We start from the raw sequence: 23,787 nt of genomic DNA, 5'->3' as shown, positions 1-23,787 counted from the left end.
CGCTGGTGGGCCCGGCAGGACTCGAACCCGCAACCTAGCCGTTATGAGCGGCCAGCTCTAACCATTGAGCTACAGGCCCCGCCAGCGGGCCCGCGATAGCGGAGGGCGAGGCCGTCCCGCAAGCCGGCTATGCGGACGCGAGGATCTCGTCGAGCGTCGCGGGACGGATCGAACGCCGGTCGAGCAGATCGAGCACCGCTTCCCACCATGCCCAGAACTGCCGCAGCTCGGCGGCATCGCGAACATAGGGGGTGTTGCCCGGTACCAGCGAGGGCGAGTGGAAGGAGAAGTTGAGCAGGCGTACGCCCTCTCCGGCGGCGACCCGCACTGCTTCGAGCGCCTCCGCGACCGGCATGTCCTCGGGGCTGAGCGCGACGCGGTTGAGCAGCCCGAGGCGTGCGGCGATCCCCCGCCCCATCGGCAGCCGTCCCAGCCGGTCGTAGAGCGCCGCGGCGCCAGCGCGCAGCCGGCCGGTGAACACCGTCGTGAACGGCAGTTCCAGGATGGTCTCGTGCGGACCGGTGCGGAAGGCGTGATTGCCGATCGCGGCATAGTCGGGACCGCCCTCCCGCGAATAGTCGTAGGCGGCGCGCATCGAGCAATCGATGCGGTATCCACGGGCAGCGAGCAGCCGCAGCGTGTGCGGGCCCAGCCCGTAGCGGCCGGCACGGTAGATGCGCGGCGGGGCACCGAACGCCCGCTCGATCGCATTGCCCAGCCGGTCGAGCTTCGCGGCTTCGATCGGCTCGGCAAGATTGCCGGCGAAGCTGTTCGCAATGCTGATCTTTTCGGCGAACGGCGGCGTGACCCAGGGGTGGAGCTGCGCGCCGATCTCCGAACGTCCGTCGGCCAGAACCTGCTGCAACGCCGCGACCGCAGCCGTATCGGTCGCGATCGGGAAGTCGACCAGATAGACGATCCCGATCCCGCGCTCGGCAAACCGACGATGGCCGTCGGGGATCGCAGCCGCCGACGCGGTGCCGAAGCCGTCACGGCGGAACGGCGCCGACCAGTCGAACTCTTCCTCGGTGTCGACGGAGATGGTGAAGCGGGTGCCGAATTCCTCGGGCCAGCGGATCTGCGCGGCAGGCGCTGGCAGCGGGGCGCGGAAGACCGGGGTCACGCTCAGCCGCGGTGCGCCTGTCCGACCGGAACGTCCTCGCGCGCCGGAAGCCGCAAGACCAACCGGTCGCGCTCGAACAGCAGCGCGCCGCCCAGTTCCTTGGCGAGGTTGCGCACCAGCCGCATCGCAAAGCCGGTTCCGAGCAGCGCCGCGTCGTCGCCCTCGTCATCGATCGTCAGCAGCGCCTCACCGGGATAAGCGGAGAGCGCCGACGGGCGATCGAAGGCGAGAAGCACCTGCCCGCCGGTGCCGTCGAGCGGCCGGACCGCCAGCGCCTCACCGGCCTGCGCGGCCGACATCAGCGTGGCGAGCAGCCGCGCGAGCAGCCGCTCGACCGCGCGACGATCCCCCTGCACCGCCCCGTCGATCGGCTCGACGCGCAACTGCGCGCCGCGCAATTGCGTCAGGGGCGCCAGATCGGCCTCGATCTCCTCGAGCAGCGGCCCGATCGCCACCGCATCCGGGCGCAGGTCGAGGTCCTTGCCCTCGATCCGTGCGGCGAGATCGAGGTCGTCGATGACGCCGAGCAGCTCGCGTGCCTGCTGGCGGATGACGCCGGCCTGGTCGCGATAGACGCCGGGCACCGGGCCGAGCATCTGCGCCTCGATCATCTCGGCGAAGCTGGCGATCGCGCCGGCCGGGGTACGCAGTTCGTGCACCAGTTGGCGCAGCGTGTCGGCGGCAGAAGGCGTGGCCGCTGCGGCGGGCTCGGCGCGTTCCTCGCGCCGCGGACGCCGTGCCGAGCCGCGATAGCCCGTGAACCGCCCCGTGCCGGGATCGAACATCGGCGCACCGGCGATCTGCCAGTCGCCCGCCGCCTCGCTGCTGCCGCCCACGTGCAGCCGGGCGCTCGCGAAGCCAGCGCGACGCCGGAAGGCACCGGCCGCGACGCCATCGAGCTGGAGGAGACCGACGTCGCCGACCTGCGCCAGCGACAGGCCGATCAGCGGCCCGCGCTCGATCCCGTCGACGCGGCACAGGACGCCGCGGCTGTCGGTCTCGAACCGGAAGCCGGCGATCGTCCCCGGCGCGGCCGCCGGGCGGCGCGGCTTGTTCTCGCTCTGACGCTGGAAGGCGGTGATTCGCGCGACCACGTCGGCGATGCGGAACGGACCCTGCACCTCCGGCTGCGGCACCTCGGGCTGCGGCACTTCGAGCTGCTCCGGCGCCGTTTCGGGAGCAGGCTCGGGCGTTGCGTCAGGCGCCGGCTCGGCGGCGGCTTCCACGATCGGAGCGGCGACCTGCTCGACGATCGGCTCGATGGCCGCCGCTTCGCTCGGTGCGGCAGCCACCTCGCTGGCAGCGCGCTCGGGGGACTGGTCGGTCAGCACCATGTCGGCAGGGCCGAAGCTCGCCAGCGCGCGCACCACCTCCTCGGGAAGGTCGCGGCGGTTGCGCAGCACGGCGCGGGTCGAGGGGGTGAGGTCCGGCAGCAGCGCCATCCATTCCTCCGCCTCCAGCCGGGCGCTCGCCAGCACCGGCGTAGCGACGGTCAGCGTGTCGGCGGCGAGCAGCCGGACCAGCGCTGCCGGAGGGTTGGCGAACACCAGCGCGCGAGCGCTGGCGGTCCGCACCGGCAGTGGAATGGCGCTCTGGATGTCGGCGAGAATCGCGATCGCGCGCGGATCGGCCGGAGCGCGGCGGCGGCCGATCAGATCGACGACCTGCCGCCATGCCGATTGACGCGCCTGCGGGTGCGTCAGGTCGGTCGTCAGTACCGTTTCCAAAGTATCGTCGAACCGCACGCGCCACCCGATGCCGGCGCCGAGATGCGCCACTCGCTGTCCCTTAAGCCTCGAAACGCGCTTCGGGTACAGCCATTTTCTGCCCGTAGCATTGTGGGACAATTGCGTTTGCGCGCAACTATCTTATAGGAGGCGCAACGTTTCCTTTATCCTTGTAACGCTCTCGCGGGTGGTCCCTACATGCTTCTCGATCGTATCGACCGTCAGATCCTCTCTCTGCTTCAGGAGGACGGCCGAATGACCAACGTCGAATTGGCGGAACGCGTCGGGCTTACCGCCCCTCCCTGCCTTCGCCGGGTTCGTGCGCTGGAAGAATCGGGAGCGATCGGCGGCTACCATGCCGCGCTCAACCCCGCGCAGCTCGGCTACACCATCACCGTCTTCGCGCTGGTGAGCCTGCGCAGCCAGGCGGAGAGCGACCTGGCGGCGTTCGAGGCGCATGTCGCCGACATTCCCGAAGTGCGCGAATGTCACATGCTCAACGGCGAGATCGACTTCATCCTCAAGATCGTCGCCACCGATCTCAAGAGCTTCCAGGACATTCTTACCACGCGGCTAACGACCGCGCACAACGTCAGCAGCGTCAAGACCTCGCTGACCATCCGTACGTCCAAACAGCTTCCGGGCATCCCCGTCCGAACCGAATAGGGCCGCGCGACACCCATCGTACGGCCCTTCGTTCCTTCGGAAAGGCGCGGGCGGCAGGATCTCCCGCCGCCCGATCCGGATCAGCCCGCGGTCTTGGGCGCGTCCAGCCACAGCGTCCAGAACGCCGCGAGCTCGTTGCGCGGCGCGCCGGTCACCTTGGCGAAGGCCGCCTTCGCCTCGTCGCGGCGACCGCTCTTGGCGAGTGCGATGCCGAGGCGGGTGTTGACCTCGTCCTGGTCGACGCCCCCCTTCTGCAGCGCCAGCTGGAAGAACTCGACCGCCTTGGCGGCGTCGCCGTTCGCCAGATAGGCGTTGCCGGTGCTCGACGCGAGCTTGCCGTTGGCCGCCGAACGCGCCTTGGAGTCGAGCGACGAGAGCGAGCCCTCGGCGCGGATCGCCGACTGCGCCGACGTCTTGAGCTTGGTGTAGTCAGTCGCGGTGGCCGAGATCTTGCCCGAGGCGCGACCCTGGTCGATCACCGCCACCGTTTCGTACGGCAGGCCCAGGTCGTTGGCGAGCTGTGCGTATTCGCCGAACTCCGCCTGGTCGGTCAGCGCGCCGGTCTCGCGCATCAGGCGGAAGGTGTCGAGACGTGCCGAGCCGCCCAGGGCGCGGCCCTGATCGGCACGGTCGCGGAACAGGATCAGCGCCTTGCGCCAGTTCGTCGGCGTCGGATAGTCCTTCAGCTGACGGCGCATCCACGTCGCGGTCTCGGCCGGCTTGTTCGCCTTGTAGAGCTGCGCGATCGCCAGATTGTACCAGTCGTTTGGCACCGGCTGACCGGCGGCGACCTTCGCCTGGATCGCCTTGTCGAGCGCCGCGACGCCGTTGTCGACGTTGCCGCCCTCCAGCTGAAGGCTGGCCATGCGCAGATCATATTCGGGATCGTTGTAGCCGAGTTCCTTGGCGCGCTGGAAATAGCGCAGCGCCACGTCCTTCTGCTTGGCATTGAGCGCCAGGATGCCGCGGTTGTAGTTGAGCGTGCCCTGCTGCTCGGCCGGGGTGGTCGGGTTGGCGATCATCTGATCGAGCGCCGTCGCCAGCATCGCGTTGTCCTTGGCCGCCTGCGCGACCTGGAGGCGCAGGTTGGCGGCGTAGAACTTCTCGGTGTCGTTGGTCGCCGCGGCATCGGCTGCCGCGAGCTTCGCCTTGGCGGTGGCGATGTCGCCCGCCTTCGCGGCGGTCTCGCCCTCGACCGCAGCCGTGCGGAACGCGTCGCTGACCTGGACCTTGGCCGCTTCTTCCTTTTTCTTCTTCTGCGCCTCGGCAGGAGCCGCCGTCAGCGCCGCGGCTCCGAGTGCGAGAACCGCAGCAAGCGCCGACTTCGAAACGAAACCCATTCGGAATTCTCCTGATGCTGTGCGCACGCACGTCCGGATGGACTGTAGGTAGCGCGAGGAACCCAGACAAGCCGCGCCGGCTGTCCGGTCTAATGGCGTCGGTCACGTGAACGCGGTTTGAACACGGCCGATCCCCCGCCAGCTCCACCCATCGCGAATTTTTGACCGGTGGGCGGAGGGCCGCTAGGCAGCCGCGCGATGATCGCCGTCCTCTCCCCCGCCAAGTCGCTCGACTACGACACGCCCGTCCCGTCCACCAGCACGCCCACCCCGCCGCGACTGGCCGAGGAAGCGACGACGCTGGCGAAGGGCGCGGCCAGGCTCGGCGCCGATCGGCTCGTCAGCCTGATGCACATTTCGCCGAAGCTCGCCGAGCTGAACGCCGCCCGCTTCCGCGACTTCGCCGACGCGCCCGAGCGGCCGGCGATTCACGCCTTCGCCGGCGACGTCTACACCGGCTTCGAAGCGGCGACGCTCGACGCGCCGGCGATCGACTTCGCACAGGACCATCTGCGGATCCTGTCCGGTCTCTACGGCCTGCTGCGCCCGCTCGATGCGATGCGGCCCTACCGGCTGGAGATGGGAACGCGCTGGGCGCCCGGAACCAGCAAGACGCTCTACGACTGGTGGAAGGATCGCATCGCCGACCTGCTCGCCCGGGATGTCGCCGCGGAAGGATCAGGCACCGTGCTCAACCTCGCCAGCCAGGAATATTGGAAAGCCGTGGCCGGCAAGCTCCCCGACACGATCCGCGTGATCGAGGTGGACTTCCGCGAGCCCGGGCCGGACGGCCCCCGCTTCGTCAGCTTCCACGCCAAGCGCGCGCGCGGGATGATGGCGCGCTGGATGTGCGAGCACCGCATCACCGAGGTGGAGGCGATGCGCGGCTTCGACAGCGACGGCTATCGTTTCGATGCCGAAGCGAGCGACGACACCCGCTGGCGGTTCACCCGGGCATGAGCAGCGCGGCGGTGATCATCGGCGCGTCGGGCGCCATCGGGGCTGCGCTCGAAGCGGCGCTGGTCGACGAAGGCGCCTATGGCCGCGTCTGGGGCTTCGCCCGCTCGCGAACGGGCGCCGATCACCTCGACGTGCTCGACGAGCCCAGCATCGCCGCCGCCGCCGCACGGGTGGCCGCCGGACCCGCGCCGACGCTGATCGTCATCGCCACCGGGCTGCTGCACGAGGGCGACCAGATGCCGGAGCGCGGCTTCAAGGAGGTCGACGCCGAGTGGATGGCGCGCAGCTATGCGGTCAACGCGATCGGCCCCGCGCTGGTGATGAAGCACTTCCTGCCGCTGCTCCCCAGGATGGGAACGCCGGTGCTGGCGGCGCTCTCCGCCCGCGTCGGCTCGATCGGCGACAACGGGCTTGGCGGCTGGCACGGCTATCGCGCGGCCAAGGCGGCGCTCAACATGCTGCTCGCCAATGCCGCGATCGAGGCGAAGCGGCAGAGCCCGCGCGCGATCGTCGTCGGGCTGCACCCCGGCACGGTCGACAGCGCGCTGTCCAAGCCGTTCCAGACCAACCTCGCCCCCGGCAGCCTGTTCGCGCCCGATCGCGCCGCGATGCAGCTGCTCGACGTGATCGAGGCGCTAAAGCCCAAGGACAGCGGCAAGCTGTTCGCCTGGGACGGGGCCGAAATCCCGTTCTAAAGCCCCTCCCCGCCTACGCGCACGCGTGCGCGCGACTTGGCACAGGAGCCTGCGCCCGCTAATCAGGGTGCCGGTTCCCCAATTTCCCGAAAGCAGGACGCCTTGACCGACGAGACCATCCTCGCGGACCCTTCCGACATTTCCCCGATCTCGATCGTCGACGAGATGCGGTCGAGCTATCTCGACTATGCGATGAGCGTGATCGTCTCGCGCGCGCTGCCCGACGTGCGCGACGGCCTGAAGCCGGTCCACCGGCGCATCCTGTTTTCGGCGAACGAGAGCGGCTTCCACTACAACCGCCCCTATCGCAAGTCGGCGCGCATCGTCGGCGACGTGATCGGTAAATATCATCCGCACGGCGACACCGCGATCTACGACGCCTTGGCGCGCATGACCCAGGACTGGTCGATGCGGCTGCCGCTGATCGACGGTCAGGGCAACTTCGGATCGATGGACCCCGATCCGCCCGCCGCGATGCGCTACACCGAGGCGCGCCTGCATCGTGCGGCGGCCTTCCTGCTCGACGACCTCGACAAGGACACGGTCGACTTCGTCCCCAACTACGACGGGTCGGAGCGCGAGCCGTCGGTGCTGCCGGCGCGCTTCCCCAACCTGCTGGTCAACGGCGCGGGCGGCATCGCCGTCGGCATGGCCACCAACGTGCCGCCGCACAATCTGGGCGAGGTGATCGACGCCTGCCTGCTTACCATCGATCGCGCGGTTGAGGGCGGCGAGCCGGTGACGGTCGAGGACCTCGCCGAGCTGGTGCCGGGCCCCGACTTTCCGACCGGCGCGCTGATGCTCGGCCGCGCCGGTGCTCGCGCCGCCTATACCGGCGGCCGCGGCTCGATCATCCTGCGCTCGCGCCACACCGTCGAGGCGCGCGGCGAGCGCCGCTCGATCGTCCTGACCGAGATTCCGTTCCAGGTCGGCAAGAGCGGGCTGGTCGAGAAGATCGCCGAGGCGGCCAAGGACAAGCGGATCGAGGGCGTCAGCGACATCCGCGACGAATCGAACCGCGAAGGCGTCCGCATCGTCATCGACCTGAAGCGCGATGCCACGCCCGACGTGGTGCTCAACCAGCTGTGGCGGCACACCCCGGCGCAGTCGAGCTTCGCCGCCAATATGCTGGCGATCCGCGGCGGCCGGCCGGAGCTGCTCAACCTCAAAGACATCATCGACGCGTTCGTCGGCTTCCGCGAGGAAGTGATCACCCGCCGGTCGAAGTTCGAACTCGCCAAGGCGCGCGACCGTGCGCACCTGTTGCTGGGTCTGGTAATCGCGGTCACCAACCTGGACGAGGTGGTGCGCATCATCCGCGGCGCCGCCAATCCGGCCGCCGCCCGCGCCGCGCTGCTCGCCCGCGAATGGCCGATCGCCGAGATCGCACCCTACATCCGCCTGGTCGAGGCGGTGGAAGCCGAAGTCACCGGCGACACCTACCGCCTGTCGGACGCACAGGTCCGCGCGATCCTCGATCTGCGCCTCCACCGTCTCACCGCGCTCGGCCGCGACGAGATCGGCGACGAGCTGTCGAAGCTGGCGGACTCGATCGCCGAGCTGCTCGAGATCCTCGGCAACCGCGCCAAGCTCTATGCGGTGATGCGCGGCGAACTGGTGCAGGTCCGTGCGGAGTTCGCCACGCCGCGCCGCACCGAGATCGCCAACGCCGTCGACGGCATCGACGACGAGGACCTGATCGAGCGCGAGGACATGGTCGTCACCGTGACCATGCAGGGCTACATCAAGCGCACCCCGCTCGACGCCTTCCGCGCGCAGAAGCGCGGCGGCAAGGGTCGCGCCGGAATGGCGACCAAGGACGAGGATGCGATCACCTCGCTGTTCGTCACCTCGACCCACACGCCGGTGTTGTTCTTCTCGACCGCGGGCAAGGTGTACCGCATGAAGGTGTGGCGCCTGCCGGAGGGCGGCCCCGCCACCCGCGGTCGGCCGATGATCAACCTGCTGCCGCTCGCCAATGGCGAGACGATCTCCACCGTGCTGCCGCTGCCGGAGGACGAGGACAGCTGGTCCGACCTGCACGTCATGTTCGCGACCGCCAACGGCACCGTGCGCCGCAATTCGATGGACGCGTTCACCAACGTGCCCACCGCCGGCAAGATCGCGATGCGCTTCGACGACGAGAGCGACGATCGCCTGATCGGCGTGGCGCTGCTCACCGAGACGGACGACGTGCTGCTCGCCACCAAGTGCGGCAAGGCGATCCGCTTCGCCGCGACCGACGTGCGCGAATTCCAGAGCCGCACCTCGACCGGCGTGCGCGGCGTCAACCTGTCCAAGGGCGACGAGGTGATCTCGCTATCGATCCTGGGCGGGTTCGCCGCCACTACCGAGGAGCGCGACGCGTACCTCAAGGCCGCGCCGTGGAAGGAAGGCGACCGCGAGGTCACCCTCGACGCCGAGCGCATGGCCGAGTTCGAGGCGGCGGAGCAGTTCATCCTGACCGTCACCGCCAATGGCTATGGCAAGCGCACTTCCGCCTATGAGTATCGCCGCACCAACCGCGGCGGCCAGGGCATCACCAACATCGTCACCTCCGATCGCAACGGCCCTGTCGTCGCGAGCTTCCCGGCCAGCTCGGGCGAGCAGCTGATGCTGGTGACCGACCAGGCCAAGCTGATCCGCATGTCGGTGGGCGATACCCGTGTGACCGGGCGCGCCAGCCAGGGCGTCCGCCTGTTCCACGTCGCCAACCAGGAGCATGTCGTCTCCGCCGCGCGCATCGACGAGGAGGAAGAGCCGGAGAACGACGCCGAGGCGCTGGTCGCCGAGGAGCGTGCAACCCTCCCCGCCGACACGGGTTCGGAAGACGACGCGATCCAGCTCGACGACGGCACCGGCCCGGCGACGCTGGACGAGCGCGTCGAGGAAGACGACAGCGGGAGCGACGAGGAATGAGCAAGCCCAAGGCCGCGTTCAAGGTACTGACCGCCGACGAGATGACGGCGCTGGAAGGCGGCAGCTTCGCCGGCGCCGCGGTCGACCGGCAGGATGGCTACATCCACCTGTCGACCGCCGCGCAGCTGACCGAGACGGTCGACAAGCACTTCGCCGGCCAGGAGGGGCTGTGGGTGGCCGAAGTCGACTTGGAGGCGCTGGGCGACGCGATCCGCTGGGAGCCGTCGCGCGGTGGCCAGGATTTCCCGCACCTCTACGGCACGCTGACGCTCGACACCGTCGTCGCCTATTCGCCGCTGGAGCGCGACGAAGACGGTACGGTGCGGCTTCCGGTTACCGGATAAGCCTGTCGGCAGAACGCCGGCGCCACACCCCACCTGTTCCCCGGCGGAGGCCGGGGCCCAGTTGGGAAAGCGGCTCGACGGCGCGCTCCAGCTGAAGGGCCACCCCGACTGGGCCCCGGCCTTCGCCGGGGAACAAGGGTAAACCTGATACTCGCCGAGCGAGCCCCTCGCGCGTTGCGCCTAGGACGCGTCGGGCTCCGCCAGCGGTTCGCCGGCCGGCGGCAACGGCACCGCGGGCGGCCCTTCGGCCGCCTCGGGACCGTAGACCCGGTCGAGGTAATAGCCTGCCAGCAGATAATGCGCCTTCACCGCTGCGGGATGTTCGGCATTCTGCGCCAGCTTCAGCTCGGCTTCTGCGCGCTCGTAGAAATAGTCGCTGTTCTCGACGTCTGTCATGGTCGCCCTTCGCACGCCCTCGCGGCGCGTAGGATCCTGTCCTTGGTGGAGCCCGGCTCGACCCGGTTCCTGTTCTTTGTGGTTAGAGGGGGCAACGCCATCGCTGCCGGTCCCGCCGGCGCCTGCGAGCGGCACGGCAATAGGGATCGCGGCCGCGATGCGACCGAAGTTGAAGCTGAGGATGGCGAAACTCTTCCCCCACGTGCGCGAAACGCAGGAACCGCGGTTCGGTTCCCGCAATCACGGTATCAAATCGACGACCTTCGCGGCGCCGCCCTCCGCCTGGAGCAGCAAAGTACGATGGCAATGGCAGGGATCGCGTTCGTAGCAGAGCAGCGCCGACGGCTTCTCCGCCGCCAGCGCGAGCAGGATCGCGGCCTGCGCCTGCGCCTCCGGAAGCGCGAGTTGATCGGCATACACCTCGCGCAGTGTCGCCACGTCGCCCTTCTTGGCGGCGTCGCGGCCGCGCTTGGGCGTCCCCAGCGCCTTCAGGTGGCGATAGTCGATGCCGACCTCGGCGAGATGCGCCGCGAGCGAGGATTTGGAGAAGCCCGGCCGGCGCGACAGCGGCAGCGCCCGCACGTCGATCACCCGCTCGACCCCGGCGCGCTGCAGCGCCGCCAGGAAATCGGCCATCGTCGTCGCTTCGTAGCCGATGGTGTAGATGGTGCGCGGCGCGTCTGCCATGTCGGCTCCTCTCGTTGCGGCTGTCCCCCCGCGACCGGATCGGCTAGGCAGCCGGCGACCGCGGCCCGTGCCGCCCGCCCTTCCCCTAGCAGCTTTCGAGACGCTCGTGACGCAATCCCACCACATCCACATCATCGGCGGCGGGCTCGCCGGGTCCGAGGCCGCCTGGCAGCTCGCGGAGGCGGGCTTCTCCGTAAAGCTGTCGGAGATGCGCGGCTCGGGTGACTGCACGCCGGCGCATCAGGGCGACGGTCTCGCCGAACTCGTGTGCTCGAACAGCTTCCGTTCCGACGATGCCGAGAGCAATGCCGTCGGGCTGCTCCATGCCGAGATGCGCGCGCTCGGATCGCTGATCATGGGCAAGGGCGACGAACATCGCGTGCCGGCCGGCTCGGCACTCGCGGTCGACCGCGACGGCTTCTCGGCCGGCGTCACCGCCGCGCTGGAGGCGCATCCCAACATCACCATCGTCCGCGAACGCGTCGACATGCTGCCTACCGACGGCCCGGCGATCGTCGCGACCGGCCCCCTCACTGCGCCGGCTTTGGCCGAGAGCATCGGCGGCGCGACCGGCAGCGACGCGCTCGCCTTCTTCGACGCGATCGCGCCGATCGTGCACTTCGACAGCGTCGACATGGACGTCGCCTGGATGGCCGCGCGCTGGGACAAGGGCGGCAAGGACTACATCAACTGCCCGATGGACAAGGAGCAGTATCTCGCCTTCCACGCCGGGCTGCTCGCGGGCGAGAAGACCGAGTTTCGCGAGTGGGAGAACGTGCCGTATTTCGAAGGCTGCATGCCGATCGAGGTGATGGCCGAGCGCGGCGTCGACACGCTGCGCTACGGTCCGATGAAGCCGATCGGGCTCGACAACCCGCGCACCGGCCGCTGGCCCTACGCGGTGGTGCAGCTGCGCCAGGACAATGCGCAGGGCACGCTGTGGAACATCGTCGGCTTCCAGACCAAGCTCAAGCATGCCGAGCAGGTACGGCTGTTCCGCACCATCCCGGGGCTCGAAAAGGCCGAGTTCGCGCGGCTGGGCGGACTGCATCGCAACACCTTCCTCCGATCGCCCGAGCTGCTCGATCCGACGCTGCGGCTCAAGGCGCGCCCGAACCTGCGCTTCGCCGGGCAGATCACCGGCTGCGAAGGCTATGTCGAAAGCGCGGCGATCGGCCTGATGGCCGGATGCTTCGCCGCCGCCGAGCTGGCGGGCAAGGACCTGCCCCCGCCCCCGCCCGAGACGGCGCTGGGCGCGCTGCTCGGCCACATCACCGGCGGCGCCGAGGCGGAGACCTATCAGCCGATGAACGTCAACTTCGGGCTGTTCCCGCCGATCGAGGGCCGCACCAAGAAGGCCGACCGCAAGAAGATGTACACCGCCCGCGCCCGCGCGGCGCTGGCCGAATGGATGCCGGCTTAGTCGTCGGCATCACCCCGCGGCTGCGGGCACGCGCAGCGCGCGGCGGCCTTGCGCGCCACTGCGGTGGTCGCGAATTCCTTGGCGTCCAGGCTCGCCGAACGGTCGGCATCGGCCTTGGCGAACTTGGTGGTCGTCGCCACCGCCCATTCGTCGAACGACAGCCGGCCGTCGCCGTTCGCGTCGAGCTTCGCATAGGCCTTGCGCCGGCTGGCGAGATATTCGTCGCGGGTGATGCTGCCGTCACGATCCTTGTCGTAGCGGTCGAAGCGCTTCTGCTCGCGGGTGCGCGCGGTAGCGCTCGGCACGGCGAGCGGTTCGGGCGGCAGCGGCGCGATCTCAGTCGGGGCCGGCGACGGTGGCGGCAGCGGCGGCTCAACCTGCGCGCCGCCGCGAAACACGAAAACGCCCGCCGTCACCAGCAGCAGTGCCGACAAAACCCCTGCGCCATATCGCCACATGCCCCACCCCCATGCGCTGTGCGGCGGAAAGCTATCGCACGCGGGGCCGGCCGAATAGCCCTAACGTCCGCTTAACCGATGCCAGAGCAATCGGGCAACGCGGTGGGGGGCGCCGATCGGCGGCGGCACGTCCAGCGGGACCGCAAGGTCGAGCCGCGCGAGATGAGCCGCCGCTCCGAGTGCCCGAACGCGCCCGCTCCACCGCACCGAAAGCGCCTGGTCGAGCAGCACCCGTGCCCGCTCGGCTGCCGATTGCGCCAACGCGGGATCGCGGACATGCCGCGCGAGATCGGCAAGAGCCCATCCGGTGCCAGCGGCGATCAGGGGATCGCTGGCGGTGGCTCCGAACAACTGCCCCGCCACCTCGAACAACGTGCCGCCGCGCAGCCGCCCCTGTTCTTCCAGCTTTGCCGTGTCGAACGCCTCCTCCTCGATCAACAGGCTCCAGCCGTCGACCATCGGCGCGAGCGCGGCGGGACGCACCGCGCTACCCGCGAAGGTGCGTTCGAAATCGGCGAGCAACGGGACCGCCGGCGCCGGTGCATCCTCGAGCGCGAGCAGCGCGTCATACCACCAGCGCAGGCGGATCTGGCCGAGCACCGGCTCACTGGTGCTGCGCAGCACCTCCGCCAGCATCCGGTCCAAGGCGAGCGCCGTCCCGAACGCGTCCCGCTGCTCTGCAGGCGCGTAGGACAGAAGGACGCCGATCTCGGGATTCGTCGAGACGTCGCTCATCGAGACAGGCTCACGCTCAACGTGATCTTAACCATGACGGTTCAAGCAAGCTTATCCCTCTGCAAACCATAGGCGAATATCGAACACGATGGCTCCAAGGCACTGACATGAACATGCGGTCGACCAAGCGCCGGAACGGCGCGCGTCCGTTTCTGAGCACGCTCGCACGCGACGTCCGCGGCAACACCCTGATGCTCGTCGCCGCGGCGCTGATTCCGCTGATGGCGATGATCGGCTCGGGCGTCGACATGGCTCGCGGCTATATGGCGCAGGATCGCCTGCAACAAGCGTGCGACGCCGGCGTGCTCGCCGCGCGGCGGCAACTGTCCGGCGCGGCGCTGACCGACGCGGTCAAGAACGAGGCGACGACCTACTTCAACTTCAATTTCCCGCAGGCGACCTATGGCGTCGCGGCGTTCACGCCCGTGGTGACGGTGCCGAAGGCCGGCACCGTCACGATGACCGCGAAAACCACGCTTCCCACGGCGATCATGGGGATCGTCGGCATCAAGTCGATGAAGCTGGCGGCGGCATGTTCGGCGACACAGGATTTCGTTTCGACGGACATCGTGCTCGTCATGGACATGTCCGGATCGATGAACTGCCCAACGTCTCGACCAGACGAAGCGTGCGGCAACGTAGAACAATCGAACTCCAAAATGTCTGCGCTTCGTTCAGCGGCGCTTTCGCTGTACGACACGTTGGAGAGCGCTCAGAACCAGTTGCACGATAACAGCCTTCGCCTTCGTTACGGGTTTGTCCCATATAACGGCACGGTGAATGTCGGCAGAGCCGTTTATGCGAAGAACCCCGACTACCTCCGCCGCCAGCTTTACCCCTATCAGACCAGGCAGTGGACGCAGGTGACCCGGCAGGCTGCAGACGCCGGCATGTCTCGTTCCGAATGCAACCGGGTAAATGGTGATTACGTCTACTATTACGGCAGATATTATTGCGTTTATAACTACACTTCCTCCGAGTGGGTATACGGCCAGTATAATGTCGACGTGTCCCGATATATTACTGGCGCCGCCACGAGCATTCCCGCCCAGCGGAATGGCTCAACTGCCAAATGGGCGGGTTGCATCGAGGAACGCAAAACAAATAATACTACGATAACGGGCGGCAGTAGCCCGACCACGGCACCGTCCGACGCGTTGGATCTCGACATCAATCGGCTTCCCGACTCAGACGATAGCCGTTGGGGTCCTTGGTGGCCGGAGGTAGAATTCGACCCGAGTGCCGGCGGCGCGAGCGCCCAGCCCGGGAACTGCGCCAGCGAAGCAAGCCGCCTGACGGAGTACTATAAAAATCGATCTGCTTTTGCGCAGTACTTGAACAATCTGACCCCCCAGGGAGCGACATATCACGATGTCGGCATGATCTGGGGCGCCCGCTTCCTTTCCTCAAAAGGGATCTTCAAGTCGAGCACCTCGGAGACCAACGATCAGTTCACACCGGACAATCCCGAGAAGATTCGGGGTTTCTCGGTTCGGAAGTATATGATCTTCATGACCGATGGCGACATGTCGACATACCCAACGATCTACTCGACCTATGGTTTAGAGTCGCTGGACAAGCGCGTTCTCGGCAGCGCGCCGGTGGATGCTAAGGGAACGAACCTGACCAACCGCCATCTCCAGCGGTTCCGGATGGCGTGCAACGCCGCGAAGGGGCAAAATATCGATATCTGGGTGATCGCCTTTTCGACCACTCTCACCCAAGACATGATCGACTGCGCCAGTACGCCCTCGCAGGCTGCGGGCATCAACACGTCGGCCGATCTAATCGCCAAGTTCAAGGAGATCGGTTCCAAAATCGGATCGTTGAGGCTCAGCCGGTGATCGGTCAAAGGCTATCGATCGGCCTCCTTCGGGATCAGCGGGGCGCCACGATCGTGGAGTTCGCCCTCGTCGTGCCGCTGCTGCTGACGATCCTTATGGCGACGCTCGAACTTGGCTATCAGGGCTACGTCAACGCAATGGTGCAAGGCGCGATGACGAAAGCGGCGCGCATGTCGACGATCGGTGACCAGACTCAGGCCGGTGTAACGGAGAAAATTAAGACCGAGGTCGGTCGCGTCGTCGACAGGCGATATGTCTCCGTGGAGACTCGCGGCTATTATAACTTTTCCAACGTCGGCCGTCCCGAGAAGATCACCCAAGACACCGATCCAAAGGGTAAGTACAACAAGGGAGACTGTTACGAGGATGCCAACAACAACGGCAAGTACGATGTCTCAGCGGGCACGTCCGACCTCGGCACCGCGGACGATGTGACCTACTACAAGGTCACCGCGAACTATCCCAACCTGACACCGATCGCCGGTTTTCTAAAGTGGGCCGGCAAGCGCAACGTGACCGCGACGATCGTGCTACGCAACCAGCCCTTCACCTCGCGCGCGTCGACGACGATCCGATGCGACTAATGCGGCCGCTCCTTCAAAACCGCCGGATGACGGCCGCCGCCACAGACACGCGCGGCGTCGCGCTGATGGAGTTCGCGCTGTCGCTGCCGATCCTGCTGACGATCGCGCTCTACGGCGTCGAGACGGCCAATCTCGCGATCGCCTCGACGCGCGTGAACCAGATCGCCAACACCATCGCCGACAATGCCGCGCGCGTGCGCGACAGCATCGACGAACGCGACGTCAATGAGTTGCTGCTTGGCGCGAACCTGATCGGTGGCAGTATCGACTTCGGCACGCGTGGGCGGGTGGTCGTCTCCAGCGTCTCGCCCAACGGCCAGACCGGCAGCAAGGCCGGCCAGTGGATCCGTTGGCAGCGCTGCACCGGCGCGCTGAACACCGCGGCGTCGCAGCCCCGCTACGGCAAGGAGGGCGCGGGTAAGTCGGACGGCAGTCTGAAATACATCGGGACCGCCGCCCGGCCGATCGCTGCAACCGGGACCACGAACCTGATCTATACGGAGGTGACCTACCGCTACAAACCGATCGTGGCGGAGGCGCTGTTCGGGCCGAAGGTGCTGCGGTCAGAGGCCGCTTTCTCGGTGCGCGAGCGCAAGGAAGAAGACCTCAAGAGCGCGAACAGCGCCACCAAGAGCGTCTGCACGGTCTATTCGGCAACGTGATCGGCGGCGGGCCGTCTTCGGCCCGCCGCCGATCCGGGCTCAGCCCTTGTAGGTGACCTTCTTCACCGCCTCGACCACGCGGTCGGCGGTGACCAGCGCCAGCTTCTCGAGGTTGGCGGCATAGGGGAGCGGCACGTCCTCGTTGGTGACGCGCAGTACCGGCGCGTCGAGGTCGTCGAAGCCTTCCTCCATCGCGATCGCGGCGATTTCGCTCGCGATCGAGCAGGTCGGCCAACCTTCCTCGACCACCACCAGGCGGTTGGTCTTCTTGAGGCTCTCGAGCACCGTCTGCTTGTCGAGCGGACGCAGCGTGCGCAGATCGACGACCTCCGCCTCGATGCCCTCGCCCGCCAGCTTTTCGGCGGCTTCGAGCGCGACGCCGACGCCGATCGAATAGCTGACCAGCGTTACGTCCTTGCCTGCGCGCATGATCCGCGCCTTGCCGATCGGCAGGACGAAGTCGTCGAGCTTCGGCACCTCGAACGTGCGACCGTACATCAGCTCGTTCTCGAGGAACACGACCGGGTCTTCCGACCGGATCGCCGCCTTGAGCAGGCCCTTGCCGTCGGCCGCGTCATAGGGCGCGATCACGACAAGGCCGGGGACGCTGGCGTACCACGGGCCGTAGTTCTGCGAGTGCTGCGCGCCGACGCGGCTGGCGGCGCCGTTGGGTCCGCGGAACACGATCGGGCAGCGCATCTGGCCGCCGGACATGTAGTTGGTCTTAGCAGCCGAGTTGATGATGTGGTCGATCGCCTGCATGGCGAAGTTGAACGTCATGAATTCGACGATCGGCTTGAGGCCGCCCATCGCCGCGCCCGTGCCAACGCCGGCAAAGCCGTATTCGGTGATCGGCGTGTCGATGACGCGCTTCGGGCCGAACTCCTCGAGCAGCCCCTGGGTCACCTTGTAGGCGCCCTGATACTCGGCGACTTCCTCGCCCATCACGAACACGCGCGGATCGGCGCGCATTTCCTCGGCCATCGCGTCGCGCAGCGCCTCGCGGACGGTCACCTTGACCATCTCGGTGCCTTCCGGGATTTCCGGCGCGGCGGGTGCGGCGGTTTCGGTCGCGGCGACCAGCTGCTCGGCACCGCTGGCGGCCGGCTGCGGGCTCGAACCCTCGGGCACCGGCGGCGCCTTCTGGTCGGACGGCTGCTCCTTGGGCGCGGCGTTGGCATCTTCGCCGGCACGGGATTCGGTCGGCGCCTGGATGGAGGCGGCGTCCTCGCCTTCCTCCGCCAGCATCGCGATCACGGTGCCGACCTTCACGTTGTCGCTGCCCTCGGCGACCAGGATCTTGGCGATCGTACCTTCGTCGACCGCCTCGAACTCCATCGTCGCCTTGTCGGTCTCGATCTCGGCCATGATGTCGCCGGACTTGACGACGTCACCTTCCTTGACCAGCCACTTCGCCAGCGTGCCCTCTTCCATCGTGGGCGACAGCGCCGGCATCTTCAGTTCGATCGCCATCTCAATACTTCTCCACCAGCACGTCCGTATAGAGCTCTGCCGGCTCGGGCTCCGGCGTGCTCTCGGCGAAGTCGGCGGCTTCGTTCACCACCTTGCGAATATCCTGCTCGATCGTCTTCAGATCGGCCTCGGCGACACCCTGCTTCTCGAGCTCGCGCTTGATGTGCTCGATCGGGTCGGACTTGTCGCGCACCGCCTGCACTTCCTCGCGCGAGCGGTACTTGGCCGGGTCCGACATCGAGTGACCGCGATAGCGATAGGTCTTCATCTCGAGGATGATCGGACCCTTGCCGGCGCGAACCCAGGCCAGCGCTTCCTCGGCGGCTCCGCGGCAGGCGAGCACGTCCATGCCGTCGACCTGGATGCCCGGGATGCGGAAGCTCTCGCCGCGCTTGTAGAGCTGGTCTTCCGCCGACGAGCGGTTGACGCTGGTGCCCATCGCGTACTGGTTGTTCTCGATCACATAGACGATCGGCAGCTTCCACAGCTCGGCCATGTTGAAGCTCTCGTACACCTGGCCCTGGTTGGCCGCGCCGTCGCCGAAATAGGCGAGGCACACGCCGCCGTCCTCGGCGTACTTGTGGCCGAACGCCAGGCCGGTGCCGAGCGAGACCTGTGCGCCGACGATGCCGTGGCCGCCGTAGAACTTCTTCTCGGTCGAGAACATGTGCATCGACCCGCCCTTGCCGCGGCTGATGCCCGCGGCGCGACCGGTCAGCTCGGCCATGATCACCTTGGGATCGATGCCATAGGCCAGCATGTGGCCGTGGTCGCGATAGCCGGTGATCACCGAGTCCTTCTCGCCATCGAGCGCGGACTGCAGGCCGACGGCGACCGCCTCCTGGCCGATGTAGAGATGGCAGAAGCCGCCGATGAAGCCGAGGCCGTACAGCTGGCCCGCCTTCTCCTCGAAACGGCGGATCAGCAGCATCTGCTTGTAGAAGTCGAGCAATTCCTCCTTCGAGGCTTCGTAACGCGTCGGTTCGCTGGGACGCTCACGGTTCGGAACGGCAGGTTCGCTCTTGGCGCGCTGCGCCGGTGCCTTTGCCACGATGTCGGTACCCTCATGCCTGGGAAAGGGGAAAGGAGCCGAGCCTATAGGCCGGTTTCTTCCCCGACTGCAATCACCCGCCATAGCGGCCGGGCGACTGCGCTATCCCGTTGCTAGCGCAACTCGGCTCAGCCGTCGACCACGGGTGCGCAGCGATCGCCGCCGTGCGGCTCGGCCGTCATCGGCAGGACGAATTCGTCCGGATGGGTCACGTTGAGCTGCTTGCGGACGAGTTCGTCGACCATGTCGGGATCGGCATGACGCGGATCGAGCAAGGCTACGCGGTTGCGCAGTTCGGCACGCGTCTTGTCAAGGCAGGCGTAATAGGCCTGCCGCTGCGCCAGCTTCTGCGAATAATCGTGGTACGCCAGGATGCCGTTGGGCCCGAGCACCGCCGAATAGCCGAAAAAGCCCATGAACAGGATCGCGAACGCGGGAAATCCTGCACGGCGGAGCATCTGGCGGAGCGGCGTGGAGCGCGGCATGCCCGATAGTTGCGCAAGCGGCGCGGCTGCGCAAGATCGCGCGAGTCGAAAACGTCAAGAGATTCGAAGCTGATGCATCTGAGCCACGATCCCGCCAGCCCCGCCGCCGCGACGATCGACTTCGACGCCTTTCTGGCGGTCGACATCCGCGTCGGCACCATCGTCGCGGCAGAGCCCTTCCCGCAGGCGCGCAAGCCCGCGTTCAAGCTGCAGATCGACTTCGGTCCGACCCTCGGCGTGCGGCGATCGAGCGCGCAGATCACCGAGCATTACACGCCGGAGACGCTGGTCGGGCGGCAGGTGGCCGCGGTGGTCAACTTCCCGCCGCGCCAGATCGGACCGTTCATGTCGGAAGTGCTGACGCTCGGCTTTCCGGACGAGAACGGCGCGGTAGTGCTGGTCGCGCCCAGCCGGCAGGTGCCGAACGGCGGGCGATTGTTCTGAGGTAGCGTGCGGACGGTAGCCACCCCCGCACCTCTTTCCGTCACCCCGGCGACGGCCGGGGTCCATCTCACCACCTGCGCCTGCGGCCCGATGGATCCCGGCCTTCGCCGGGATGACGACCAGATCGCGATGTGCGTTCCGCCTGTCAGAGAATGGGCGGGTGCCGGGGAGGCGCGGCGCCCGCGCCTCCCCATTCCCGCTCAGACGCGCAGGATCGAGCGGCCCGCGTAGCGCGCCGCGTCGCCCAGCTCTTCCTCAATGCGGATCAGCTGGTTGTACTTGGCGAGCCGGTCCGAGCGCGCGAGACTGCCCGTCTTGATCTGGCCGCAGTTGGTGGCGACCGCCAGGTCGGCGATCGTCGCGTCCTCGGTCTCGCCCGAACGGTGCGACATGACCGCGGTGTAGGACGAACGCTGCGCCAGGCTCACCGCCTCCAGCGTTTCGGTCAGCGTGCCGATCTGGTTGACCTTCACCAGCAGCGAGTTGGCGAGGCCCTTGCCGATTCCCATCGCCAGACGCTCCGGGTTGGTGACGAACAGGTCGTCGCCGACCAGCTGAACCTTGTCGCCGATCTTATCGGTGAGTGCCTTCCAGCCCTCGAAGTCGTCCTCGCCCATGCCGTCCTCGATCGAGAAGATCGGGTAGCGGGCTGCGAGGTCCGCCAGATAGTCGGCCATCTCGACCGGGGTCAGCGACTTGCCCTCACCGACCATCTCGTATTTGCCGTTCTTGAAGAACTCGGTCGCGGCGCAGTCGAGCGCCAGCATCACGTCGTCGCCCGGCTTGTAGCCGGCCTTTTCGATGCTGGTCATGATGAAGTCGAGCGCATCGGTGGTGGACGACAGGTTGGGCGCAAAGCCACCCTCGTCGCCGACCGAGGTCGCCAGACCCTTGTCGTGCAGGCCCTTCTTCAGCGTGTGGAAGATTTCCGAACCGCAGCGCACGGCTTCCGCCAGGCTCGGTGCGCCGACCGGCATGACCATGAATTCCTGGAAATCGATCGGATTGTCGGCATGCTCGCCGCCGTTGATGATGTTCATCATCGGCACCGGCAGCAGGTGCGCCGACACGCCGCCGACGTAGCGATAGAGCGGCAGGCCGCGTGCATCCGCCGCCGCCTTGGCGACCGCGAGGCTCACGCCCAGGATGGCGTTGGCGCCCAGCCGGCCCTTGTTCGGCGTGCCGTCGAGATCGATCATCGCGCGATCGACGTCGGCCTGATCCTCGGCATCGAGGCCCAGCACCGCCTCGGCGATGTCGGCGTTCACCGCGTCGACCGCGGCCTGGACGCCCTTGCCCATCCAGCGGCTCTTGTCGCCGTCGCGCTTTTCCACCGCTTCGTGCGCTCCGGTCGAGGCACCCGAGGGGACTGCGGCGCGACCCGTGCTGCCGTCCTCCAGCATCACGTCGACCTCGACCGTCGGATTGCCGCGGCTGTCGAGAATCTGCCGGGCGTGGATGTCGATGATTGCGGTCACGAAACGATCTCCCTATTTTCGCGGCCGGCCGAAGCCGGCAGTCGCGCGCAGCCCTATCCGCTCGGCCCCCGCGGGGCAATTCGTACGGAAACGGGAACCGCCGCCGCCGGCTTTGGTTCTCCAGACGAACCAAGAAGGGAACGGCACGATGAGCGACACCAACCGCAACGATCCGCTTGCGAGCACGGGTTCCGGCAACTCGACGGTCGAGTTCACCCCCTCTTCCGGCACCGCCAGCGGCGCCGACGTGAACTTCACGCCGAGCGGCTCGACGACGCAGACCGACGACAGCACCGCGGCCAAGGCCAAGGGTGCGGCGCAGACGCTGAAGGACGAGGCCGGCAAGCTCGGCCGTCAGGCAACCGACAAGGCGCGCGGCCTTGCCGACGAGGGCAAGCTGCGGGCGACCGGCGCGCTCGACGAGTTCTCCAAGATGATGGAAGACGCCGCGGGCACCGTCGACGACAAGCTGGGCGAACAGTACGGCCAGTATGCGCGCTCGGCCGCCCAGGCGCTGTCGGGCTTCTCCGACTCGCTGCGCGGCAAGGACGTCGAGGAACTGATCGAGGACGTCCGCGGCTTCGTCCGCAAGAGCCCGGCCGTCGCGATCGGCACCGCCGCCGCGCTCGGCTTCGTGCTGGCGCGCGTCGTCAAGGCGGGCGTGGACGGCGCTGCCGACCCGACCGACAGCAAGCCGGCCGCCTGAGCGAACGGCGGTGGACGCGATGCGCGATAGCAGAGGCGACGAGAGCGTGGGCGAACTCGTCCAACGCCTCGTCGCCGACGGCAAGACCTGGCTCCAAGCCGAACTGTCGGTGTGGAAGGCAGTGGCCGCTTCCCGCAAGAACGACGCGATCTTCGGCCTTGCGTTCGGGATCGGCGCGTTGCTGGTCGCATTCGCCGCGATCGGGGCGCTGCTCGTCGGCCTCATCCTGGTGCTGCGCGGTCCGCTGGGAAGCGGCGGCGCCACCGCGGTGGTGGTGATCGGCGCGCTCGTCGTCGCCGGTATCCTCGGCAAGGTCGCGGCGACGCGGCTCGGCCGCGCCTTTTCGGGAGACGGGCTGTGACCGAACCGCAAGGTGTCGCCGCCGCCCGCGCCAACGCGCAGCAGGCCAAGGCGCGGATGCTCGGTACCGTCGAGGTGCTCAAGAGCCGGCTCAGCCCGAGTTCGGTGGCGGAGAACGTCGTCGGCGAGGTGAAGGCGCGCGCGTCGGCAGCGATGGACCAGGGCGCCCGCGTCGTGAAACGCCAGCCCGGAACCGTCGCCCTCGGTGCCGGCGGGTTCCTCGCGCTGCTGCTGACGCCCAAGCTGATCGGCAGCCTGCGCCGTCGCTGCCGGCACAAGAAGGCAAGCGCCAAGGTGCCGGCGACGGTCGCCGCACCCCAGCCCTCGATGCCTCCATCCGAAAGCCTCTAACCCAACATCGGGCCGCCCGCGGCCCCCAGCAAGGACAAGTGGAATGACCACGAACGGCAACAACACCCCCTCGCCCACCAACGCAACGGAGGCGTTGGCCGACAACGGCACGCTCGCGACGCTGCGCGACAATGCGAGCCATGCCTATGAATCGACCCGCGAGAGCGCCGCTTCGGCCGCCGCCCGCGCCGGTGAGGGCATCGAGGCCAACCCGCTGGCGGTGCTCGCCGGCGGCATCGCGCTCGGCGCGATCATCGGCGCGCTGATCCCGCGCTCCGAGAGCGAGCAGAAGGTCCTCGGGCCGCTCGGCAAGCGTCTCTCGGCTACCGCCGCCGCTGCTGCCGTCGCTGCCCGCGAGGCCGGCAAGGAGCAGCTGAGCAGCGCGATTCCCGACAAGGATGCGGCCAAGGATTCGCTGCGCAAGGCGTTCGGCACCGTCGTCGAAGCGGCCAAGGACGGCGGCAAGTCCGCTGCCACCGGTAGCATCTCGGCCTGATGCGCGTCTGCGCCCTTGAGTGTCTCGCCCCAGCCGCTATGCGGCGGTGCAGCACGTATCAGGAGCCGGCATGAGCAAGATGCATCTCGTTTTCGGTGGCCGCGTCAGCGACCCCCAGACCCTCGACTTCGTCGACCTGACGGAGGTCGATCTCGTCGGGCTGTTCCCCGACTATGAGAGCGCCGAAAAGGCGTGGCGCGCCGCCGCCCAGCGGACGGTGGACGACGCCGAGATGAAGTATGTGGTGGTGCCGCTGCACCGCCTGCTCGAGCCGGAACTGAAGTAAGGGCTCGACAGCGTCGACATCGGAATGCGGCCGCCTCCCCGGGGAAGCGGCCGCATTTCTGTTTGTGGGAAAACGGATCGGGTCGACGAACCCA

At 67.8% G+C, this 23,787-nt stretch carries 26 protein-coding genes and 1 tRNA gene; 15 read left to right on the top strand and 12 right to left on the bottom strand.

The features are described from left to right. Window positions 1-3: 3 nt before the first annotated feature. The 3 genes from ACBY01_RS00215 to ACBY01_RS00205 form a co-directional block, all read right to left on the bottom strand. Window positions 4-79 (bottom strand) — tRNA-Ile (locus tag ACBY01_RS00215). Window positions 80-127: 48 nt separating this feature from the next. Further along, on the bottom strand, window positions 128-1,123 hold the full coding sequence (locus ACBY01_RS00210; RefSeq protein WP_416458727.1) for a polysaccharide deacetylase family protein: 996 nt from the start codon (window positions 1,121-1,123) through the stop codon (window positions 128-130). A gap of 2 nt (window positions 1,124-1,125) precedes the next feature. Beyond that, window positions 1,126-2,901 (bottom strand): histidine kinase dimerization/phospho-acceptor domain-containing protein, encoded by a 1,776-nt coding sequence (locus ACBY01_RS00205; RefSeq protein WP_416458726.1) that lies wholly within the window; start codon window positions 2,899-2,901, stop codon window positions 1,126-1,128. A 147-nt stretch (window positions 2,902-3,048) separates the two neighbouring features. Here ACBY01_RS00205 and ACBY01_RS00200 point away from each other — a divergent pair, with 147 nt between their 5' ends. Next, on the top strand, window positions 3,049-3,516 hold the full coding sequence (locus ACBY01_RS00200) for an Lrp/AsnC family transcriptional regulator (RefSeq protein WP_416458725.1): 468 nt from the start codon (window positions 3,049-3,051) through the stop codon (window positions 3,514-3,516). Window positions 3,517-3,596: 80 nt separating this feature from the next. On the opposite strand, the gene ACBY01_RS00195 is transcribed toward ACBY01_RS00200, so the two are convergent. Beyond that, window positions 3,597-4,856 (bottom strand): tetratricopeptide repeat protein, encoded by a 1,260-nt coding sequence (locus tag ACBY01_RS00195; RefSeq protein WP_416458724.1) that lies wholly within the window; start codon window positions 4,854-4,856, stop codon window positions 3,597-3,599. 198 nt (window positions 4,857-5,054) lie between these two features. Here ACBY01_RS00195 and yaaA point away from each other — a divergent pair, with 198 nt between their 5' ends. The 4 genes from yaaA (at window position 5,055) to ACBY01_RS00175 (ending at window position 9,774) form a co-directional block, all read left to right on the top strand. Continuing rightward, entirely contained in the window at window positions 5,055-5,816 is a 762-nt protein-coding gene (gene yaaA, locus ACBY01_RS00190; RefSeq protein WP_416458723.1) for a peroxide stress protein YaaA, read from the top strand. After that, window positions 5,813-6,511: an SDR family NAD(P)-dependent oxidoreductase gene (locus tag ACBY01_RS00185; RefSeq protein ID WP_416458722.1), complete on the top strand. Its 699-nt coding sequence runs from the start codon at window positions 5,813-5,815 to the stop codon at window positions 6,509-6,511. Before yaaA ends, ACBY01_RS00185 begins: the two co-directional genes overlap by 4 nt. Before the next feature lie 102 nt (window positions 6,512-6,613). Then, a complete protein-coding gene (gene gyrA, locus ACBY01_RS00180) occupies window positions 6,614-9,430 on the top strand; it encodes a DNA gyrase subunit A (protein WP_416458721.1) in 2,817 nt (938 codons plus the stop codon). Next, window positions 9,427-9,774, top strand: a complete 348-nt coding sequence (locus ACBY01_RS00175; protein ID WP_416458720.1) for a DUF952 domain-containing protein — start codon at window positions 9,427-9,429, stop codon at window positions 9,772-9,774. Before gyrA ends, ACBY01_RS00175 begins: the two co-directional genes overlap by 4 nt. Before the next feature lie 180 nt (window positions 9,775-9,954). Here ACBY01_RS00175 and ACBY01_RS00170 read toward each other — a convergent pair whose 3' ends face one another. Then, window positions 9,955-10,170 (bottom strand): hypothetical protein, encoded by a 216-nt coding sequence (locus ACBY01_RS00170; protein ID WP_416458719.1) that lies wholly within the window; start codon window positions 10,168-10,170, stop codon window positions 9,955-9,957. A 240-nt stretch (window positions 10,171-10,410) separates the two neighbouring features. Beyond that, on the bottom strand, window positions 10,411-10,857 hold the full coding sequence (locus ACBY01_RS00165) for a DUF488 domain-containing protein (protein WP_416458718.1): 447 nt from the start codon (window positions 10,855-10,857) through the stop codon (window positions 10,411-10,413). 106 nt (window positions 10,858-10,963) lie between these two features. On the opposite strand from ACBY01_RS00165, the gene trmFO reads away from it, so the two are divergent. Next, complete coding sequence (gene trmFO / locus ACBY01_RS00160; protein ID WP_416458717.1) at window positions 10,964-12,280, top strand: methylenetetrahydrofolate--tRNA-(uracil(54)-C(5))-methyltransferase (FADH(2)-oxidizing) TrmFO; 1,317 nt, start codon at window positions 10,964-10,966, stop codon at window positions 12,278-12,280. On the opposite strand, the gene ACBY01_RS00155 is transcribed toward trmFO, so the two are convergent. Then, the gene (locus ACBY01_RS00155; RefSeq protein WP_416458716.1) at window positions 12,277-12,738 is read right to left on the bottom strand and encodes an EF-hand domain-containing protein; all 462 of its coding nucleotides are present in this window, start codon (window positions 12,736-12,738) and stop codon (window positions 12,277-12,279) included. The two genes, trmFO and ACBY01_RS00155, sit on opposite strands and share 4 nt — an antisense overlap. 60 nt (window positions 12,739-12,798) lie before the next feature. Continuing rightward, a complete protein-coding gene (locus ACBY01_RS00150; protein ID WP_416458715.1) occupies window positions 12,799-13,473 on the bottom strand; it encodes a squalene/phytoene synthase family protein in 675 nt (224 codons plus the stop codon). Between the two features lie 107 nt (window positions 13,474-13,580). On the opposite strand from ACBY01_RS00150, the gene ACBY01_RS00145 reads away from it, so the two are divergent. The 3 genes from ACBY01_RS00145 to ACBY01_RS00135 are packed head-to-tail and all read left to right on the top strand — an operon-like array spanning window position 13,581 to window position 16,563. Next, window positions 13,581-15,317, top strand: coding sequence for a TadE/TadG family type IV pilus assembly protein (locus ACBY01_RS00145; protein ID WP_416458714.1), 1,737 nt, complete (start codon window positions 13,581-13,583; stop codon window positions 15,315-15,317). Window positions 15,318-15,370: 53 nt separating this feature from the next. After that, window positions 15,371-15,901 (top strand): TadE family protein, encoded by a 531-nt coding sequence (locus tag ACBY01_RS00140; protein WP_416458713.1) that lies wholly within the window; start codon window positions 15,371-15,373, stop codon window positions 15,899-15,901. A 26-nt stretch (window positions 15,902-15,927) separates the two neighbouring features. Next, window positions 15,928-16,563, top strand: coding sequence for a TadE/TadG family type IV pilus assembly protein (locus tag ACBY01_RS00135; protein ID WP_416458712.1), 636 nt, complete (start codon window positions 15,928-15,930; stop codon window positions 16,561-16,563). A gap of 39 nt (window positions 16,564-16,602) precedes the next feature. On the opposite strand, the gene ACBY01_RS00130 is transcribed toward ACBY01_RS00135, so the two are convergent. The 3 genes from ACBY01_RS00130 to ACBY01_RS00120 all read right to left on the bottom strand — a co-directional run bounded on the left by ACBY01_RS00130 (window position 16,603) and on the right by ACBY01_RS00120 (window position 19,572). Next, complete coding sequence (locus ACBY01_RS00130; protein ID WP_416458711.1) at window positions 16,603-18,036, bottom strand: pyruvate dehydrogenase complex E1 component subunit beta; 1,434 nt, start codon at window positions 18,034-18,036, stop codon at window positions 16,603-16,605. Between the two features lies 1 nt (window position 18,037). Further along, window positions 18,038-19,087 (bottom strand): pyruvate dehydrogenase (acetyl-transferring) E1 component subunit alpha, encoded by a 1,050-nt coding sequence (gene pdhA, locus ACBY01_RS00125; protein WP_416458710.1) that lies wholly within the window; start codon window positions 19,085-19,087, stop codon window positions 18,038-18,040. Between the two features lie 128 nt (window positions 19,088-19,215). Further along, complete coding sequence (locus ACBY01_RS00120; protein ID WP_416458709.1) at window positions 19,216-19,572, bottom strand: FtsB family cell division protein; 357 nt, start codon at window positions 19,570-19,572, stop codon at window positions 19,216-19,218. 72 nt (window positions 19,573-19,644) lie between these two features. On the opposite strand from ACBY01_RS00120, the gene ACBY01_RS00115 reads away from it, so the two are divergent. Then, entirely contained in the window at window positions 19,645-20,016 is a 372-nt protein-coding gene (locus tag ACBY01_RS00115; RefSeq protein ID WP_416458708.1) for a tRNA-binding protein, read from the top strand. Between the two features lie 200 nt (window positions 20,017-20,216). On the opposite strand, the gene eno is transcribed toward ACBY01_RS00115, so the two are convergent. After that, a complete protein-coding gene (eno, locus tag ACBY01_RS00110) occupies window positions 20,217-21,494 on the bottom strand; it encodes a phosphopyruvate hydratase (RefSeq protein WP_416458707.1) in 1,278 nt (425 codons plus the stop codon). A gap of 148 nt (window positions 21,495-21,642) precedes the next feature. On the opposite strand from eno, the gene ACBY01_RS00105 reads away from it, so the two are divergent. The 5 genes from ACBY01_RS00105 (at window position 21,643) to ACBY01_RS00085 (ending at window position 23,693) form a co-directional block, all read left to right on the top strand. Then, window positions 21,643-22,200 carry a hypothetical protein gene (locus tag ACBY01_RS00105; RefSeq protein WP_416458706.1) on the top strand — a complete coding sequence of 186 codons (558 nt, stop codon included), beginning with the start codon at window positions 21,643-21,645 and terminating at the stop codon, window positions 22,198-22,200. 19 nt (window positions 22,201-22,219) lie between these two features. Next, window positions 22,220-22,561: a phage holin family protein gene (locus ACBY01_RS00100; protein WP_416458705.1), complete on the top strand. Its 342-nt coding sequence runs from the start codon at window positions 22,220-22,222 to the stop codon at window positions 22,559-22,561. Continuing rightward, a complete protein-coding gene (locus ACBY01_RS00095; protein ID WP_416458704.1) occupies window positions 22,558-22,911 on the top strand; it encodes a DUF3618 domain-containing protein in 354 nt (117 codons plus the stop codon). Before ACBY01_RS00100 ends, ACBY01_RS00095 begins: the two co-directional genes overlap by 4 nt. 43 nt (window positions 22,912-22,954) lie before the next feature. After that, on the top strand, window positions 22,955-23,407 hold the full coding sequence (locus ACBY01_RS00090) for a hypothetical protein (protein ID WP_416458703.1): 453 nt from the start codon (window positions 22,955-22,957) through the stop codon (window positions 23,405-23,407). 70 nt (window positions 23,408-23,477) lie between these two features. Beyond that, entirely contained in the window at window positions 23,478-23,693 is a 216-nt protein-coding gene (locus tag ACBY01_RS00085) for a DUF4170 domain-containing protein (protein WP_416458702.1), read from the top strand. Window positions 23,694-23,787: the final 94 nt, after the last annotated feature.

This window comes from Sphingomonas mangrovi, assembly GCF_047975845.1.
Lineage (GTDB): Bacteria > Pseudomonadota > Alphaproteobacteria > Sphingomonadales > Sphingomonadaceae > Sphingomonas.
The sequence above is the reverse complement of the archived record's forward strand: the minus strand, read 5'-3'. Positions and strand labels throughout refer to the sequence as shown.

Excerpts from the sequence above, each read along its gene's own strand:
- ACBY01_RS00115 (WP_416458708.1), top strand. The coding sequence starts at position 19,645 with ATGCATCTGAGCCACGATCCCGCCAGCCCCGCCGCCGCGACGATCGAC.
- ACBY01_RS00105 (WP_416458706.1), top strand. The coding sequence starts at position 21,643 with ATGAGCGACACCAACCGCAACGATCCGCTTGCGAGCACGGGTTCCGGC.
- ACBY01_RS00170 (WP_416458719.1), bottom strand. The coding sequence starts at position 10,170 with ATGACAGACGTCGAGAACAGCGACTATTTCTACGAGCGCGCAGAAGCC.
- ACBY01_RS00090 (WP_416458703.1), top strand. The coding sequence starts at position 22,955 with ATGACCACGAACGGCAACAACACCCCCTCGCCCACCAACGCAACGGAG.
- ACBY01_RS00155 (WP_416458716.1), bottom strand. The coding sequence starts at position 12,738 with ATGTGGCGATATGGCGCAGGGGTTTTGTCGGCACTGCTGCTGGTGACG.
- yaaA (WP_416458723.1), top strand. The coding sequence starts at position 5,055 with ATGATCGCCGTCCTCTCCCCCGCCAAGTCGCTCGACTACGACACGCCC.
- ACBY01_RS00150 (WP_416458715.1), bottom strand. The coding sequence starts at position 13,473 with ATGAGCGACGTCTCGACGAATCCCGAGATCGGCGTCCTTCTGTCCTAC.
- ACBY01_RS00200 (WP_416458725.1), top strand. The coding sequence starts at position 3,049 with ATGCTTCTCGATCGTATCGACCGTCAGATCCTCTCTCTGCTTCAGGAG.
- ACBY01_RS00185 (WP_416458722.1), top strand. The coding sequence starts at position 5,813 with ATGAGCAGCGCGGCGGTGATCATCGGCGCGTCGGGCGCCATCGGGGCT.
- ACBY01_RS00130 (WP_416458711.1), bottom strand. The coding sequence starts at position 18,036 with ATGGCGATCGAACTGAAGATGCCGGCGCTGTCGCCCACGATGGAAGAG.
- ACBY01_RS00085 (WP_416458702.1), top strand. The coding sequence starts at position 23,478 with ATGAGCAAGATGCATCTCGTTTTCGGTGGCCGCGTCAGCGACCCCCAG.
- ACBY01_RS00145 (WP_416458714.1), top strand. The coding sequence starts at position 13,581 with ATGAACATGCGGTCGACCAAGCGCCGGAACGGCGCGCGTCCGTTTCTG.
- ACBY01_RS00165 (WP_416458718.1), bottom strand. The coding sequence starts at position 10,857 with ATGGCAGACGCGCCGCGCACCATCTACACCATCGGCTACGAAGCGACG.
- ACBY01_RS00100 (WP_416458705.1), top strand. The coding sequence starts at position 22,220 with ATGCGCGATAGCAGAGGCGACGAGAGCGTGGGCGAACTCGTCCAACGC.
- ACBY01_RS00120 (WP_416458709.1), bottom strand. The coding sequence starts at position 19,572 with ATGCCGCGCTCCACGCCGCTCCGCCAGATGCTCCGCCGTGCAGGATTT.
- ACBY01_RS00135 (WP_416458712.1), top strand. The coding sequence starts at position 15,928 with ATGACGGCCGCCGCCACAGACACGCGCGGCGTCGCGCTGATGGAGTTC.
- ACBY01_RS00195 (WP_416458724.1), bottom strand. The coding sequence starts at position 4,856 with ATGGGTTTCGTTTCGAAGTCGGCGCTTGCTGCGGTTCTCGCACTCGGA.
- ACBY01_RS00175 (WP_416458720.1), top strand. The coding sequence starts at position 9,427 with ATGAGCAAGCCCAAGGCCGCGTTCAAGGTACTGACCGCCGACGAGATG.